The following is a 16281-nucleotide window of genomic DNA, read 5'->3' on the forward strand; positions in this document are numbered from 1 at the left end:
ACTTTCTCAATATACAGGGCCATGCCAACTGTGTAAATATAGTAGAAAAATGACCTAATTATATGATGAGTATTATTTTATTTGTATTTTCTGGATTCTGTTGTGGCATTCTGTCTCGACTGTATGGGTTAGGCGGCGGATTAGTTATTAATCCAACATTACTTTATATTCTTCCTCTCGTGGGGATCCCTAATGATGATGTATATCAAATTACAATTTCGACGACACTCACAATCATGCTGGTTAACTCGGCTATTAATGGTCGTCAATCTTTAAAAAAAGAGAATGTACCAAATGACGTAATTCTTCATCCGATACTCTATATACTTCTGGGATGCTTATTGGGTTGTATCTTTATAATTTATATTAATAAAAACATCGGAATGATCTTCTTCGTTATTTTTGTGACCATTATAAATCTATCTAACTATATGAAGTCTTCGAAATTTCCAAGAGTTAAATCACTAGCCATTAGAAGTGTTATCTGTGGGGTTATTTCATCTTGGGTCGGTGGCGGTTCGAGCTTGATGATGTACTCATACCTGCAACGCGAGAAAAGTTTCTCATCACGGTTATCATCTATTATCTGCAATCGGTATAATGTGGTTATTGCTATTTTTTGTATATCCGTCTATCACCTTTTATCTGGAAATATTGTTATTCAACATGTTTTTTTTAATGTATATATTGATGCTGTTATTTATATCTTGATGGGGTCTATAATGGGGTCTTATTTTGCCACTTGGTTGGAAAGTAAGCCTTTTATGCTATATAAAAACACCTTTTACAAGCTCATTCTGATGGTGATTAATATTGCTGTGATATATAAGTTGGCTACGTTATATTAAAAGTGGTTTAGTGAGCTATTATCAACATTAAATAAAAATAATATCCAGTGGCGAACATATTTAATTAGCGGGTAATAACTTATTGAATTGCCTTAACCATCCACATCTTTTTGCGAAACAAATAGAAAGAGCTAGATCTGTCTGATGGACTAGCCTTTGAAGTTCTTCTTATTCTAGCTAATCAGTTCTTGTTTTAAATCACAGCAGCAGCGTTTAAAGAAGCTCGACCGCAGAGTGACTTATTTTTTCGTGCTAGATTTATTGTTCAACGCCGCATAGGCAGCTTAGGCGACGCAGGACCGAAACGAAGTTTCGCAGCCTAAGGAGGTGAGGTCATGGATGACCGATGTGAGTCCGCTCCAGGGAAGGATTGTTTGCTCGTACGCTTAAATAAACAGACTCCCGGCATCCGCTCCGCTACTGACCGGGCTACGTATGGAGTTTCGGCGACCTAACTTCGATATCTCATTGCAGCATCGCTTCGCAGCTGAAGAAGGTGAGGTTATGAAGACCTGTGTAAACTCCCACTAGGGAAGGTTTGCTTGCTCGTATGCTTAAATAAACAGACTCCCGGCATCCGCTTCGCTACTGACCGGGCTACGTATGGAGTTTCGGCGACCTAACTTCGATAATCGCATTGCAGCATCGCTTCGCAGCCTAAGGAGGTGAGGTCATGAGACCTGCGTGAGCATGCTCCAAAGAAGGATTGTTCGCTCGTACGCTTAAATAAACAGACTCCCGGCATCCACTTCGCTACTGACTGGGCTACGTATGGAGTTTCGGCGACCTAACTTCGATATCGCATTGAAGCATCGCTTCGCAGTCTAAGGAAGTGAGGTCATGAGACCTGCGTAAGCCTGCTCCATGGATGAATATCTTGCTCGTCCGATATTATTTGCACGTTCACTCGCATAGTCAGCTTTGCAATTCCAGAGTCCGGTCAATCAGTGTATTGAAAATATGAGGTAAATGAACCATTAATATCTGTTGTGATCAAAAATGAGTCACCAACAAGATTGACATATATAAAAAACTTAATAATCTCTGTGACTATGTAAATCATGGGATATTCGCCGTTAAATCATCAGAAAGGTTAACTGTATATGGCTGGATACGGGAATAAAAAAAACTTCGTTGTGTCAGAGCAGGAAATCGCTCATTTAGATGCAATGTTGAAAAATATAGATTCTGATATTTCAGTGGCGATGTCATATGTGAGACGTACCCAAAAGTTAACATTTAAAGAGTTAGAAAAAAAATTCTCAGGTATTAACGGAAATACACTTAAGCGGTATATGCAACAAAGCTATCAGTCAATGCGTCCGATTCATATTGTGGCGGCCTACTCATGGGTAACGATGGTTCCAATGACGGCTTTTTATTATGGCTTCAAAATTAAAGAATTTTATCGAGGCATGGATGATAATGCTGTTGAAGCATTGATTTGTCTGGGGCGTTTACCAGCAGAAATGCTCAATCAATTTCTAAACATGGTTTGCTGTATGTTGGATGATCAGTCTAAGCAAGAGTTTTTAGAATTCAGACAACAGATAGAGTCAGAATATGGAGTGATAGAAGACCATCGTGAGTTCTTACCGCCTGATACATTAGACATCAAAGAGTTTGCAATCGACTATTACCGTTCCGTAGCGGTGACGGCAAGACAGTTCAGAGAAGAGCACAATATTTCAGTTGAGATGGCCTCGCGTTTGATTGGTCTATCAGAGTACCAATACCATGTGTTAGAAGATATCAACAAGCCTGTCCCTCTGCCTGTCTCAATAGGATTTAGAGTAAAACTTGGTTTTAAACTGAATTCGCATGCCAATTTTACCAGTGCAATGACGGTTTTCCCTGAGTTTCATAAACTTAGACAAGTACAACATGTCCGTGATTCTTTATTAGTTGAAGCTCTGAGAAGACTGAAAAGTCATGAGCGGGGACCAATGACAAAGGTTTTGATTAGCTTATCGGAACTGTATAAATGAGATGATATTTTTGTCATTGAGTGGGCATGGGCAACACCAAATGCACAAAATTTTGGGTTGACCATACCTCATATAAATTTAAAAATATAAAAAATTAATCGGCAAGTATCGCTAATGATTTCTTAACAGAAACAGCCGATGCAGCTAATGCAATCATTGCAGCAGATGTTTTATCCGGGTGTTGTAAATGAACCAGATGGTCTGCATTTTTAATAATTACAAGGTTGCTATTTTTTAATTGTTGTGAAAATTGTTGAACAATATTAACAGTAGCATAAGGGTCGTATTCTCCGACGCATACTGTACAAGGTATTTTTATATCTTCCACATGAGAAGGATTGTGGACTAATAATCTAACCGAATTTTCAAAAAATATATCAATTTGCGCTGGTGATAAATTACAGATGCTCCTTTGAGTGGCTCTGATAATGGCTTTATTTCTTGGAATATCGGGATTATTCACAGTAACAGAATGAGTAAATGTGTAGGCAAATTCTTTTTGACTTTGCATTGCAGCAGCAATCATTTTTTTTGTGGCTTGTCTGCCTGATTTTGGGATACCGGGCACTCCACCACAAATTGACATGCTGGAAACATGAGGCCATACATCACACAGCTCGACAGCAATTGCTGTGGAGTAGGATATCGCAATGAGATGAGCACTTTGTATATCCATATAATGGATAAATTCCAAGAGCATTAATGTTTGTTCTCTGATGTTAATATTTGAATCAAGTGGATTGGTTCGCCCAGTTCCCGGAATTTCTATCGTCAGGCAGTTCAAGTATTCGGAAAATTTCCGAGAGAATAAGTTAACTGATTCGATGTCCTGTAAAGCGCCAAGTAAAAAAATGACATATTGATCTGATTGCTCATTCTCATGTAAAGAATATCTGAATAAATTGTTATTGAGAATGATTTGATTGATTTCCATTGTGTTCTCCTTTTTGAAATGGAGAACAAAATATAAATCATTCATGTAGATAAAAATAAACTGAAGCGATTACATCGTGTCATCGCTTACTTAATAAACGGTGTTGGTGGGCATATGAAACAAGATAAATCATCTCATACTTTGGTGGATGCTGATCAATCTGTCAGAGAATTTATTGCATCAATTTATGAAACTTTTAGCACTTAGCTGAAACAGCAAGATGAACCGCAAGTAAAAATTGAATATTTTGGGGCTGTCATAGAGGTTCGGCTTTTATCTTTTGATGGGGTTTATGAATCACATGCTAAAAAAACGCCTCGGCGTTAACATGGTCGTCTTAATCGATGGTTTGAGTTCCTTTTGAAATGACCAAAAGGAACTGGGCAAATTTGTAGAATATGATTGAAATCGGCAAAAGCAATCGCGCCCTAAATCACTGTACCATAACTTTTATTCTCCCAGCATTGAATATCTTCCCAACCATCGGCATCAAATTTTGACGCACAATCGATTTCTCCGATTTCAGAAGCATCGCTGTTCTGTTACTTGATGGCTCGCTTCGCCCGTTCGATAATAACTTTGATATACTCTCTCAATAGCTTAACTCGTTTTGTGAGCAGTAATGATGAAATACTTATGGCTAGGATTGATCTTTTCCATGGCAGCGTTTCGCGTGATGGCTTTCCCTGCACAAGGGGGCTGCAAGCTAGCACAGCAACACCAAATTACCGGGAAAGTGGGGCGTGCGATTCATAATGCTGCTCAGGCTCATGTGGTTGTCAGGGCTAATATGTTGGAAGCCAGTTTGTCGAATGCGGTCCAAGCAGGGGTTTTATCCTACCAACAGGGGCATAAGCAATGGCTTGAGGTTCATAGCGTCCGCCAACAAGCGCTTGCTTATAAGCAAGGGATCACGTCACATGAACTCAAGCAGTTTGACCATAAGCTTGATCGCGTTACTCTGTATTTGTGCCGCCATTAGGGATAGATGCTTATTTCAATTAAGTTAGAGTCTAAGTCGACAAAGTATATCGACTGAATGTCTCCAACGGCACCACTTTTCGGCACTGGCCCTTCGATAATCTCGACCTGTTCTTGTATGAGATGTTTCATAACATCATCTAGCGTCCAGTACGTAATTAGACATAGATCACCTGAACCAACGCTGGCGTGATTGCGCGATTCTTGCCCTAATAATTGTAAGTTAATTTTTTGATTGCCAAATTTTAATGCCTTGCGGCCATTGGCAAATGTGATTTCTTCCATCAGCAGGACGCGTTGATAAAATGCAACTGCGGCTTCGATATCTGATACGGTCAGAACAATATGGTCAATATGGCTAATCACGGCGGTCTCCTAAGGAAACTCGTATACCTGTTGCTAAGCATAGCCGAAATATGATGTTTCTGATTGTGTGCTCTTTACATGAGACGCTATGGTTGCATCTGATTGGCTATTTGTTTTTGTTCTAATGCACTTAAAACTTCAAGGGCTTGTTCCTCAGAGGGTGTTGTTAGAATATTTTCTTTGATGAATGCTTCACGTTGCGGGTAGGTTGTTTGTTGTATGTGAGCGGCGGCTTGGTGGATGTTGTAGTCAGTATGCATTAAATTAACCTGTTCACTGAGCAGCAGCCATTGCGCCCCTGGTTTGGCAAAAGGCATCCCGACACTGCCTGCATTGATAATCCGTTTTGCGGCAACCGTTTTATCAAATTGCATATGAGTATGACCACAAACAATGGTTGGGATGTGGACATCTTGAAAAATTGTGTTGAGTTTTTCGGCTGAAGTTAAGCGCGTAACTATCTCAATATCACTGCGTTTTGAAGCATGACAAAATAAAATATCCCCCCAAGTGGCATCGTTTAATTCAACGTAGGGTAACCAGCGTGAGATAAACTGCAGATGATCGGGCTTAAGTTGCTTGGCAACCCACTTGGTCACTTCATCTGCTTTGGCTGAAAGGCCATTGGCATGTTCACCATTGCAATACCGTAGTAGTTCGGATTCAGCATTGCCGCGAATAAAATGAGTAGGGGTCGTGAGATGTTTTAGAAGCTCAAGTGTTTCCAAGGGTTGAGGACCGGCGATAACGTCCCCGCCAATCACAATGAGTTTTACTGGATATTTTTTTATCTCTTCAAGCACGGCCTTCAGGGCAGTTAAATTTGCATGGATATCATAAAGCGCAGCGATTGCCATTCTTGTCTCCTAAGCGTTGTGCAGGCCCGCATGTCGAACCATTGATAAGATTATCTTTAATTGACAATAAAATCCTCTTTTATCCTTTGTCCTTCATTCGCGGCAGGTCAATATTGAGTGATGTGACGGATCGGATTATTTTATAGCGCCGTCGTCATGAGTTAGCATTTTGCATAAGACAACCTCTGAGCGAAAATATCGTTGTATTCTATGTCTGTAGGCACTGGGTTAAGGGCTGACTAAAGGCAATGATATGGTGCCAATTCCTAGAGCGAGAAAGACTGCGGATTAGGCGACAACATTTCGATATTCGGCGCGGGATATGAACGCAATGGCGGGTATTTGACTATGCCATAACATAATCATTTAATTGAAAATTACAAACCTAAATAACCACAAAGCATGATCGATATTTGTTCGGCAAACTGGTCGATTTGTTTCGGTGAGCGTGTTTGTATGGAAAAATCTTTACCCACCGAGCCGAGAGTGCGCATCAGCACTTCTATTTTAATCGCCGTCGTTGCTTGATCTTGGCAAATGTCTTGGACAAACTCGCTAAAAATCCGCTTCCCTTGGGCTTTGATTTCTGCAACTCCTGGTGCATCACGATAAAAAGGGGCCGCATCCGCTAGTGCTTGGCGCATGGTGGCTTCTTCACATTCAGATTTAATAAATTGCTGGACTAACCTCTCTAAACGTTCTTTATGTGATAGTGCTGAATTATTTAAAATTGCCGCTATCATATTCGTGTTTTGCTGCCACTCGTCACATTGTAATTGAAATAAAATCGCCGCTTTATTCGGAAAATATTGATATAAAGATCCAACAGAGACACCTGCGCGTTCGGCAACCCTAGCGGTCGTAAATTTAACGATTCCATATTGCTCTAAAACCTGAATAGAGGCTTCTAAAATACTGGCTACTAATGTTTCTGAGCGATACTGTTTGGGCGCTTTACGTACCGTGATCATTGAGGTTTCAGTCTCTTTCTTCATGCGCCATTTCCTTGTAAAAGAATGCGAATAGCCAGTTTTAAGTGAACCATTATAATAAAAGTACAACGAATGAATCATATTTAGTTTTTAGAAAGGAAAACTAATGAATACTCTTATCAAAGAACCCCTTTGTTCACTTTTACAAAGCTTATTTGCCCAAGCAGAAAACACCACAAATGATGCCTTCTCTCAGATTGAGTCGATGTCTGAGAGTGAACGCCAATACCTGCTTCACAGTAAAGAGAGCTATCGGCAGCTTTATGGTGAAATATTTAAGGATCTTTGGCTTCCTGTTTCTCAAGACACAGCACAATTATTGTATCTGTTAGCGCGCAATTGTCAGGCTAAACATATTGTTGAATTTGGCACTTCATTTGGGATATCAACGCTGCATCTGGCGGCTGCTCTTAAAGACAACTGCGTTGATGAAGCAGACGGTGGAAAAGTGATAACAACCGAGTTTGAAATGAACAAAGCGAAAAAGGCTTGGTCTCATTTTGAACAGGCAGAGCTGACTGTTTTTATTGAACTTCGTGAAGGGGATGCATTACAAACATTGGCTCAGGATCTGCCAGAGCCAATTGATATGTTAATTTTAGATGGTGCTAAGCCCTTGTATTATGACATTTTAAATCTTGTTGAACCTCATTTTCGGAAAGGCTCGCTGATTATTTCGGATAATTCTAATATGAGCCCAGAATTTATGGCGCATATAAAATCTCAAAAAGATAAATATCTATCATTACCATTTGGCGACGATGTAGAGATCACCGTAAAGATTTAAGCATCTCTAATTATTATAAATATCTGTTGAGTCAAAGGGTGGGCTTTTATCTACATTGACCCGTTCAGAAAACGTTCAGACCGCCCGATTCAGCCGTTATATCAATTGGTGTTTGATTCCAAAACAGGCGAGTGTCACCTCAACCTGTAGTGGCCAAAAAATATTGGCCACTATTTATATCTAATTTTCTTAGCACATTACCACTCATGCTTATAGAATCTAATGAGAATAGTGATAGAATCATTAACGTCCTGTGCGTGCCGGCATATGTTCCGATATAAGTCGGCCACTCTGAATTCAATTCAGAGTGATACTAATTATGAAGAGCGTTGGCTCTTAGGTGTAAAAGCCTTGCCCGCCTAGAACGGGTGTTCACTTATCATTACTAAAATCAACGCACAGGACATCAAATCATAAGAAGGAATTTATGGCGCTCTCTGACGATATCTGGTGGACTAGAAAAGCTAAAATCCAAACTGAGAAAAGGTTGCTTACTAGCGCCAATCGATCACAGTTGATAATGCTGTGGTATGCCTTTTTTGGCGTTGCTGTATCCATATATTACTTAAAATTTAATACAAGCAGTAAGTATGCTAATGTTGCGTGGGTAATCTATTCGGTTTTGTCATTGACTATGTCAGGTTTCCTTACTGGTAGATCATTTAAAGAACGTTCTTCACAAATAAAAGAATGCTATGAAGCCCTCAAAGGAGTTCAACATAAAGCCAAATCTTTAGAAAACTCTTCTAGTTCAGATGAAGATAGTTGGAACAGTGTTTATGAGGAGTACGACAGGCTTTTGGGATTATGCGAAAATCATACTGGTTCTGACATGGTCAAAGCACTATGTATTGAACACCTCTGTGCTCGCGGTAAGTCAGACAAAGAGACAGGCTTAAAGCCAGATATGACAAAATGTCCAACAAAGTATCATTGGTTTATTTTCTATAGAAACATTTTTATACAAGCTGTAAGTTTCATTGTGATGTTTTTATTACCGATCGCTATATTCCTTTTTTTGCGGTATTACCATGAATGTCAAACACCAATTTGAAAAGCACTTCTCAATTGAAAATTTATCACGAATTTTCAAAGAGAACATTGCTCTTTCTGGGGCGACAGGAATAGATAACCTTGACCCAGCAACGTTTCTTAAACAGCAGGATGAGCAACTAGAAATATTGTCTCGAAAATCCCTTGCTGGGACCTATAGATTTAGCAAATATAAGCTGAAGTTAGTCACCAAGGGGAAAGGGAAACCTCCCAGAGAAATTTCAATTCCCACAGTAAGAGATCGCGTAGCACTTCGAGCCTTAAATGACTTTTTGTCAGAACGTTACGATACCTCAGTTAATTTTGAACTTCCTCAGGATGTGATAGCGAGGGTTAAAACAGATCTCGATACCAAGACTTTCAACGGATTTATTAAACTTGACGTCAAACAGTTTTATCCTTCAATTCTTCATACAGAACTGATGTCTCGTTTACGCAAAAGGATTCGTGGAGAACATGAGTATATTTTAGAATTAATCCAATCTGCTATTTCTTCACCTACAGTAGTTAAATCATGTAAAAACGATAATCTAGAAACCAAAGGTGTTCCGCAAGGGTTAGCGGTGTCTAACATCTTGGCAGCGATCTACATGAGTAACATTGATCGTGCGCTTAAACAGTATGAAGGTATTAGCTACTTTCGCTATGTTGATGACGTCTTAATTTTATGCGATTTCGATAAGGCTCAAGACCTAGCTCACGACATCATAAAGCGATTCAGGAGGATTGGCTTAATTGTCCATAAACCCGACCCAAATTCAGACAAGTCAGTTATCGAAAAGATAGGCCATCCATTTAGCTATCTCGGGTATTATTTTAAAGGCGAAACTGTAACGGCTAGACAAGGCACCGTAGAGCGCCTAAAGGATTCTATAGCTGCCATATTTACAGCAAGCAAATATTCAAAGCATGGCAATGAAGAGTTTCTTTTATGGCGTTTAGATATGCGTATTACTGGCTGTGTGTTTGAGAAAAAAAGTAAAGGATGGTTGTTTTTCTTTTCGATGATTAACGATGAAAAATTGTTACACGAACTAGATAACTATGTTAATAAGCTTATAAAAAGATTCAAAATTTCAGGTAAACCAAAGCGATTTTCTCGAGCCTTTAAAGAACTGACTCATAACCGCTTCCAAACAAATTACATCCCTAACTTTGATAAGTACCAACGACATCAGAAATTAGCTCTACTCCATAAGTATTTCCCAAAGGATGTAGAGGGTAAGACGCTCATAGACGCGCAGATTGACTATCACTTTCGTAGACGTATCAAAAAACAAACAAAAGACCTGCTTGAAGATATTAAAGATTTTAGATCTTAAGATTGACTAAGTTGAAACTGGATAAATGATAAAAAGTTGCGGCACCTGACACATAAGGAAAGATTGAAAAAATGAACTATAGATTGGTAGCCGTCGAAGTTGGAGATTTGTTGAAGTACGATACTTCGGTAAATCAGATAAACCGAATAGGACAAGCAATCTTCCCTTTTCGAAAGGAGAATTTCCCCAATGAATCTATTACTTCTTTCTGTTCGAACGAAAATGATTTTTATGTTAGTAGTGGTCAGATCCATTTGACCACTATACTATTAATTTTCGGTTACTTAATAGAAATGGTTGGATCTAGTAGAGCTGTAGATAAAGCATTTTTTAGCGTTAGCCAACGATACATAGCTTCTGCTTGATATATATTGTTTTTTGGTTCAGTTAATGCTGATTTGTGAGAAGCTAATTTAGTATAATAATAAGCATATGTATTATACTTAGATATGTTTTTAAATGAGTGATAAACATCCTTAACGTTATGTTGTGTGTCATCTATAAAAAATATATTATTTATTTTTTCAGAATTAGTTCGAGCTAACAATGCTTCTAACATCGTACCTTTATTTTGTCCAGAAACATACATAATCCCTTTTTGGTAAGAAACAGGAATTCCTTTTTTTAAAGGAGAAAAAGAACCTGCAAGACTACTTATGTTATTTTTTTTACCAGTAAGTGAGTGGCTTTGAATGAATTTCAAAAAAGATTCATTTTTGTTTTTAAATATTATGTTTAGTTTTGAAAACTGATTTTCAGTAGCTGATGAGTCACTACTTCCTCTGGCTGTTAATACAAGTAATTTAGCTCCTTTACTAACTAGTTCACTAAGTATATTTGGAATATTCTTATCTGTATATGGCATATTGTTAATAGATAAAAGTAGGGATGAAATATTTTCCAGCTGCTTTTTACTATTCGCAATTTTATATATGGAATCAGGTTTTTCTATTAAACTTGACTGCCAGCTATACCATGCGGGTCCCCCAATGTATTGGCATTTCTTCGGGTTTTTTTGATCGGTACATTTCATCATGGTTAATGTGTCATCATCATCCATTACTATTAGTGAATGTGATAGATCTTTATTTTTTATTTCTTTATTAATATTTTCTTTAAATTCTTTAAAGGAGTTCACTGTTGCATCTATTCCTGTTTTCATATTTGCAAATGACTTAGCAGATAATGAAAACAGTAGAAATGCTATTAGTAATTTTATGTTAACGTTTCTCATTTAACACCATTTTTATTAAAATTATCTATAAGTTTAATAAAAATTTTAAATACTGTAAATAAATTAATGTGATTAAAATGATATTTTAATCATATATTAAAATATACGATTTTATTATCCCGAATCATTGTCCAAAAACTCTTTGAAATATCAGCAGTGCCTGAAAGGGGCAATTGGCTAGATAGAAAACTTCTGTTGGTGGCTCACCGGACTGCGCCGCCGGAATATTCAGCACATTGAGATGGTCGCACAGATGTTAGGGTTAGTGCATCATTGCAAAGCTACCTATAACAGTGACCTCATTCTGATGAAACGCCGGGCGCAATTACGTGCACAAGAAGAAATGATCGGAAACACCACCGTGATTAATCAGGTGGGGCAACGCTACACTTTAAAAGAACTGTGCGAGAAGAACGTTTTTAACCCGGAACTGCGCAAAGCGGAATTGATGGTTAGAATGTGTGGCTTTGAAGAATTGTCGGAACACTTCTATCATGTAGGTGTATTTCTCACTATGACTTGCACGAGCCGCTATCATGCCGTTTTGAATCTCTCCGGTGTATACAATCCGAAATAGCAACATCAATCCCCAATACAAGCGCAAGGCTACCTTCGGGAAACCTTTGCTCGAATCCGAGCGAAGCTCGACCGAGAAAGTATTCATCCCTATGGTTTTCGCACCATGATGGCACACCGCACTGGCATCTATTGCTTTTTGTCCCGCAATATCAGAAAGACACGCTCATCCACATCTTTCAAAAATACTGCCTTCAGGGAGATGGTTCGGAAAAGGGAGCGGATAGATCCCGATTGAACCGGCTGCGCGAGTGGATGCGTGGGCCTCGGGTTGGGGCATTTGCCAGTTTCAACAAATTGGAGACCGTGTGGCGAGAACTGCACCGCCTGAAAGATTCCGACACACTTTCGGAAAACTGTCTGAAAATCCACCATGCCGCCGATTGTCGCAATTGGCAAGACTACACAGAACAGAGATGGGCGGGGTGTGGTGCAAACGTGCTGAGCGTCCGATACAACCGTTCTATCAACTGGTGTTTTATGATGAAACCGGGAAATGTCATCTCAACCAATATCAGAATGCATTTATGACGCGACTCAAAGGGATTCTGGCGGATGGCTGGGAAATCCCGCATTTGGGACTGGCAAATCGACCGCCGTCCGGCTTAATTTTGAAGTTTCCCGAATGGCTTTCTTAACCTCACAAAACCCAACCTGCGATTTCCCAACGAACCGTTGATTTTACTGAGCTCTCTCAGGTTTTAGTTTCGGAACTTTTTCCGAAAATCCATCCTGAAATTCTCTGAAAATTCCTGAAAAAATCACTGAGCTTAAAACCTCATCAGTGAGGCATCGCCTCACCTTGGAGTTCTGTGAATAAGTGTATGGAGAAACTTTATGACCACAATATTTACAAGGATAACTGTGCCAGTTAAACTAGAAATGTTACCACTCTGGTAATTCTCCAGCCTACTGAAGCAAAGTAGCTTATTACATTGTGTGATGAGGCTGTCTGTGGCAGGCACAGGCACTCAGTGGAGAAATTGCTGATGAGACCTAAAGTCGTTGATGTGCGCGAGTACACTCGATTTCGTTTAGGTAAAGTAGAGGTGGTGTGTAAGCATCGTCGCTCGTTGCCGAGACGCTAAGTCGAATAAATGCCCTAGTGGTAACATCTATGATTCCATCATACATATGTAGTGTTCTTTATCCTGACTTTCATCAAATATAGATTCAAACCTTTCCAAATATGGGTGAGGATCTACTTCAATCATTAATCCAATATTACTTGGATCTGAGTGTGAGCTTCTATTTATATATCTATAAAATGCTTTATATCCTTGCTCTGGTTCATTCTCTGCAAGTCTATTTAATATTGAAGATAGTTTATCTTTTTTGTGTACAAATCCAAAATAGTATTCAAGAATATTTCTCATAACATTGGGTAAGACGACTGGGTTTACGTTACCAGCTATAACATCTTTTAGTATTTGCCATAGAGATTGATAGTCATTTTTAAGATCTCCTCTATCCATTTCTTGAATGCTTGAGTATTTCTTTTTATTTAAGCGATATAGAGAATATTTTTTATTAAACTTATCTTTAGATTGAGGTGCTAATTTTAATAATTCCTGATAAAAGAATAGGCTGTGAGTAAGGACTATAACTTTTTTGAATCTATCTCCATTTATGATTTTTGTGTGTATCAAAGAGGCTATATCATAAATATAATTTTGAGAAAGACTTGATATTGGATCATCAATTACAATTAGCTTATCTTTATCAGAAAGACCAGATTCTTTGCTCATACTCCCATTGCATTGTTCTATGAAATACAAGAACGTTATAAGTGTTTTTTCACCTTCGCTAAGGGATTTAAATACATTGTCTGTATTAGTCGTTTCACCTCGACTAAGTACAAAGTAGTTTTCTAAATCAGGATTTGATGATGCTTTTATTTCAAAATTTGTTAGCCCAAGATTTGTTAGCTGTATATTAATTCTTTCGATAGTATCATCAATATTTGAGGTTTTTGAACGAAGATGTTTAACTCTTTCTTTTACCTTGTTTCCAATTCGAGTAACTCGTTCCAGTTTCTTTTTAAGCGATTTTATTTCATTATGTTTTTGAGATATCATACTATTCTCTAATGAGAATATACTATCTGTATTATGTCGAATAGAGTCCCACATTCTATTTCCTATATCGTTTTTATTTTCCTTATATTTTATGGATTTAGCTATAGCAGCTTGAACGGATTCATTTATTTCAGTTGCTATTTGTTTTAGAGGAATAAGTTTATCGTCACAATTTATCAGTTCAACAGAAAAACTTGGCTTACTTATCTTGGATTCAATCCGACTTAGATTATCTTGATATTCGTGCTCTAATAAATCAATGATTGGTTTTGTTTTATGTAAATCAGCGTTGAATATTGAGCAGTTTGTAAATTCTGATTTAATGGATGTAATATAGCTGGTGACAGAATCTTTATAATGTATTGCAATGTCCTCAACTTTTTTATTTTTGATTCATATGTTTTATCGAACAATGCTTCTAATTCAGACCGGAAGGTGTTAGTTATTGTTTCTTGTTGGCAGAATGGACATCTTGTTTGTGTCTTACCTAAAAAGTTTTCTTTGCCATTCCTGACCCAATTTTGATTTTTTAGTTCATCAATAAATTCTTTTAGTTGACTATTTGAAGAGCCTACAATAGGTTCATAAAGTAAATCTTTTTCTTCTCGTGTAAGTTGAGGTGGAGTAGGAAGAACAACTAGAGTCGGTGGAGTTTTATTAAACTGAGTTAGAGATATATATTCATTATTTAGACTATCAATGGAATCATTTGCTAAACCTTGCTGTTTTTTGACTTGATTATAGAAATTTTGTTTACGTTTATAACCTGATAGGAAGGTATTTAGAGCGGTTTTTTCAATAATTTGTTTTTGTTTGAATATCTCATCAATAGTTGAACTTATTGCATCTTGTTGTGATTTTTCAGCTACGGATATTTTATTTTTTATATCACGATAAATAGATATCAAATTTTCTCGAAGCTTAGACTTTTCAATAATTCTCTCTTCAAGATTTGCATTGTCTTTGCTAAGTGTGAATACTCCTTTTTGCATAGAATTATCCACAAAATTATCTTTTATAAAGGCCTGATTGTATACAAAAGGGGTGAAATCACCTTCAAGATTTATACTACATCCTTCAAAATCAGGGCTGTTATAGAGAAAATTAGAAATTGTTGATTTTCCTGATCCGTTCAATCCAAAAATCAGTATGTTTTGTTTAGATATATTAAGAAATGCAGGTTCCGTTGGGTGATAGCTAGCTACTCCCCTTATCGATATTGATTCTTCCACGTCTAAGTGTCCTATCCTTATGTTATCTCAGTGATAAATGAGATGGTTATATGTGTTCGAGTACAAAATCATATAAGCAAATTATTTTCCCATAGAGCTATCACGACATCCATTTGATTATTTTGGACTTTAGGCTGGTCATTACATGATTGAAACCAAAGCCCTTTTTTATTTTTGGCCAGCTCAGGAGACATCTTGAGTTGTTGTAAAGCAGCCAAACCATAAGCTTTATTTTTTGTAGAACTCGTGTAGTGCCCGGATGGTATGCCTTTGATATGTCCATCCTCTGCAAGTCCTAAAAATGTTCCTTTAGGGCATCCCTTTTTGATCAACGAAGTTTTCTTACCAAATTGATGCTCTGCTGCTTTTGTCCATGCAATGTTCGCATCGACGTGCTTTTGTGCTATTTCAGCGGCTTCTAAAGCAACAAGTCCATATCTGCTCATAATCTACCTACTTGTGATTTTCATAGTATGTGAGAGTTAACTGTTATCTCAAAGCCGTATGATGTTGGTGTGTTCACTATCAAGAGGCTAACGATTTAGATAATTTTATCACTTTAGGAGGGCTATAGATTTGCAGAGAGTATATTTTTTAGGTCATTGTCCGAGTTTTTCCTTGGGGACGATTTTAACAACTGTCCTTCAAACTCAGCAGACTAATCAGTTCATCAGGTTGAGGCTTTTCATTGAAATCGGATATGAGATGTAAATTTGATGAATAGTTCAGTGCTAAACGATGTGAGGCAACCACTTCAACAACAAGCATGAGACGAGGCAATATTTGGCGTCGATTGACGCAAAAGTTGCTAAACGCTGCTACATATTTGCTACACAGGATTTTTTGAGGTTGAAAAGTCAGTGAATACTACGGCTATAAGACTTGGTAGGATTGGTGGCCCCAACAGGACTTGAACCTGTGACCAATCGATTATGAGTCGACTGCTCTAACCAACTGAGCTATAGGGCCATTGATGGTGTTTTATAGAAAACAGGCTGGATTATAAGTAATCCAGCCTGCTGTGTCTATCACC

General features: G+C 38.0%; 16 protein-coding genes, 1 tRNA gene and 1 pseudogene. 9 read left to right on the forward strand and 9 right to left on the reverse strand.

The features are described from left to right. The first annotated feature begins 62 nt into the window (after positions 1–62). Complete coding sequence (locus EV690_RS08655) at positions 63–848, forward strand: sulfite exporter TauE/SafE family protein (RefSeq protein WP_131912580.1); 786 nt, start codon at positions 63–65, stop codon at positions 846–848. A gap of 1103 nt (positions 849–1951) precedes the next feature. Continuing rightward, complete coding sequence (locus EV690_RS08660) at positions 1952–2836, forward strand: hypothetical protein (protein WP_131912581.1); 885 nt, start codon at positions 1952–1954, stop codon at positions 2834–2836. A 94-nt stretch (positions 2837–2930) separates the two neighbouring features. On the opposite strand, the gene EV690_RS08665 is transcribed toward EV690_RS08660, so the two are convergent. Further along, the gene (locus EV690_RS08665; protein ID WP_131912582.1) at positions 2931–3770 is read right to left on the reverse strand and encodes an alpha/beta fold hydrolase; all 840 of its coding nucleotides are present in this window, start codon (positions 3768–3770) and stop codon (positions 2931–2933) included. Positions 3771–4392: 622 nt separating this feature from the next. Between EV690_RS08665 and EV690_RS08670 the strand changes: the two genes are divergently transcribed. Continuing rightward, on the forward strand, positions 4393–4752 hold the full coding sequence (locus EV690_RS08670) for a hypothetical protein (RefSeq protein ID WP_131912583.1): 360 nt from the start codon (positions 4393–4395) through the stop codon (positions 4750–4752). Here the strand turns inward: EV690_RS08670 and EV690_RS08675 are convergent. From EV690_RS08675 to EV690_RS08685, 3 genes are all read right to left on the reverse strand, one after another. After that, positions 4749–5117: a VOC family protein gene (locus EV690_RS08675; RefSeq protein ID WP_131912584.1), complete on the reverse strand. Its 369-nt coding sequence runs from the start codon at positions 5115–5117 to the stop codon at positions 4749–4751. The two genes, EV690_RS08670 and EV690_RS08675, sit on opposite strands and share 4 nt — an antisense overlap. Positions 5118–5203: 86 nt before the next feature. Beyond that, positions 5204–5974 (reverse strand): metallophosphoesterase family protein, encoded by a 771-nt coding sequence (locus EV690_RS08680; RefSeq protein ID WP_131912585.1) that lies wholly within the window; start codon positions 5972–5974, stop codon positions 5204–5206. A gap of 377 nt (positions 5975–6351) precedes the next feature. Then, positions 6352–6969 (reverse strand): TetR family transcriptional regulator, encoded by a 618-nt coding sequence (locus EV690_RS08685; RefSeq protein WP_131912586.1) that lies wholly within the window; start codon positions 6967–6969, stop codon positions 6352–6354. A 103-nt stretch (positions 6970–7072) separates the two neighbouring features. On the opposite strand from EV690_RS08685, the gene EV690_RS08690 reads away from it, so the two are divergent. The 3 genes from EV690_RS08690 to EV690_RS08700 all read left to right on the forward strand — a co-directional run bounded on the left by EV690_RS08690 (position 7073) and on the right by EV690_RS08700 (position 10128). Continuing rightward, entirely contained in the window at positions 7073–7753 is a 681-nt protein-coding gene (locus EV690_RS08690; protein ID WP_131912587.1) for an O-methyltransferase, read from the forward strand. 427 nt (positions 7754–8180) lie between these two features. After that, positions 8181–8807, forward strand: a complete 627-nt coding sequence (locus EV690_RS08695; protein WP_131912588.1) for an SLATT domain-containing protein — start codon at positions 8181–8183, stop codon at positions 8805–8807. Beyond that, positions 8785–10128: a reverse transcriptase domain-containing protein gene (locus EV690_RS08700; protein WP_131912589.1), complete on the forward strand. Its 1344-nt coding sequence runs from the start codon at positions 8785–8787 to the stop codon at positions 10126–10128. The genes EV690_RS08695 and EV690_RS08700 overlap by 23 nt, the downstream gene beginning before the upstream one ends. 280 nt (positions 10129–10408) lie before the next feature. Here EV690_RS08700 and EV690_RS08705 read toward each other — a convergent pair whose 3' ends face one another. Further along, positions 10409–11362 (reverse strand): DUF2608 domain-containing protein, encoded by a 954-nt coding sequence (locus EV690_RS08705; protein WP_131912590.1) that lies wholly within the window; start codon positions 11360–11362, stop codon positions 10409–10411. Between the two features lie 181 nt (positions 11363–11543). Between EV690_RS08705 and EV690_RS08710 the strand changes: the two genes are divergently transcribed. From EV690_RS08710 to EV690_RS18425, 3 genes and pseudogenes are all read left to right on the forward strand, one after another. After that, a complete protein-coding gene (locus EV690_RS08710) occupies positions 11544–11939 on the forward strand; it encodes a replication endonuclease (RefSeq protein ID WP_131912591.1) in 396 nt (131 codons plus the stop codon). Further along, positions 11882–12160, forward strand: a pseudogene (locus EV690_RS18745) (replication endonuclease); the annotation flags it as partial. The gene EV690_RS08710 and the pseudogene EV690_RS18745, both read left to right, overlap by 58 nt. Positions 12161–12246: 86 nt before the next feature. Further along, positions 12247–12576 carry a hypothetical protein gene (locus EV690_RS18425; RefSeq protein WP_131912592.1) on the forward strand — a complete coding sequence of 110 codons (330 nt, stop codon included), beginning with the start codon at positions 12247–12249 and terminating at the stop codon, positions 12574–12576. 477 nt (positions 12577–13053) lie between these two features. Here EV690_RS18425 and EV690_RS18545 read toward each other — a convergent pair whose 3' ends face one another. The 4 genes from EV690_RS18545 to EV690_RS08735 form a co-directional block, all read right to left on the reverse strand. Then, positions 13054–14379, reverse strand: coding sequence for an AAA family ATPase (locus EV690_RS18545; RefSeq protein ID WP_325063392.1), 1326 nt, complete (start codon positions 14377–14379; stop codon positions 13054–13056). Next, positions 14265–15248 (reverse strand): AAA family ATPase, encoded by a 984-nt coding sequence (locus EV690_RS18550; RefSeq protein WP_263433814.1) that lies wholly within the window; start codon positions 15246–15248, stop codon positions 14265–14267. The genes EV690_RS18545 and EV690_RS18550 overlap by 115 nt, the downstream gene beginning before the upstream one ends. Before the next feature lie 68 nt (positions 15249–15316). Next, positions 15317–15694, reverse strand: a complete 378-nt coding sequence (locus EV690_RS08730) for a DUF6979 family protein (RefSeq protein ID WP_131912593.1) — start codon at positions 15692–15694, stop codon at positions 15317–15319. 446 nt (positions 15695–16140) lie between these two features. Beyond that, a tRNA-Ile gene (locus EV690_RS08735) sits at positions 16141–16217 on the reverse strand. Positions 16218–16281 lie beyond the last annotated feature (64 nt).

It is taken from the genome of Celerinatantimonas diazotrophica, assembly GCF_004339545.1.
GTDB classification, from domain to species: domain Bacteria; phylum Pseudomonadota; class Gammaproteobacteria; order Enterobacterales; family Celerinatantimonadaceae; genus Celerinatantimonas; species Celerinatantimonas diazotrophica.

Coding starts and splice junctions, on each gene's coding strand:
- EV690_RS08660 (WP_131912581.1), top strand. CDS start 1,952: ATGGCTGGATACGGGAATAAAAAAAACTTCGTTGTGTCAGAGCAGGAA.
- EV690_RS08730 (WP_131912593.1), bottom strand. CDS start 15,694: ATGAGCAGATATGGACTTGTTGCTTTAGAAGCCGCTGAAATAGCACAA.
- EV690_RS08655 (WP_131912580.1), top strand. CDS start 63: ATGATGAGTATTATTTTATTTGTATTTTCTGGATTCTGTTGTGGCATT.
- EV690_RS08700 (WP_131912589.1), top strand. CDS start 8,785: ATGAATGTCAAACACCAATTTGAAAAGCACTTCTCAATTGAAAATTTA.
- EV690_RS08670 (WP_131912583.1), top strand. CDS start 4,393: ATGATGAAATACTTATGGCTAGGATTGATCTTTTCCATGGCAGCGTTT.
- EV690_RS08685 (WP_131912586.1), bottom strand. CDS start 6,969: ATGAAGAAAGAGACTGAAACCTCAATGATCACGGTACGTAAAGCGCCC.
- EV690_RS08690 (WP_131912587.1), top strand. CDS start 7,073: ATGAATACTCTTATCAAAGAACCCCTTTGTTCACTTTTACAAAGCTTA.
- EV690_RS08705 (WP_131912590.1), bottom strand. CDS start 11,362: ATGAGAAACGTTAACATAAAATTACTAATAGCATTTCTACTGTTTTCA.
- EV690_RS08680 (WP_131912585.1), bottom strand. CDS start 5,974: ATGGCAATCGCTGCGCTTTATGATATCCATGCAAATTTAACTGCCCTG.
- EV690_RS08695 (WP_131912588.1), top strand. CDS start 8,181: ATGGCGCTCTCTGACGATATCTGGTGGACTAGAAAAGCTAAAATCCAA.
- EV690_RS08665 (WP_131912582.1), bottom strand. CDS start 3,770: ATGGAAATCAATCAAATCATTCTCAATAACAATTTATTCAGATATTCT.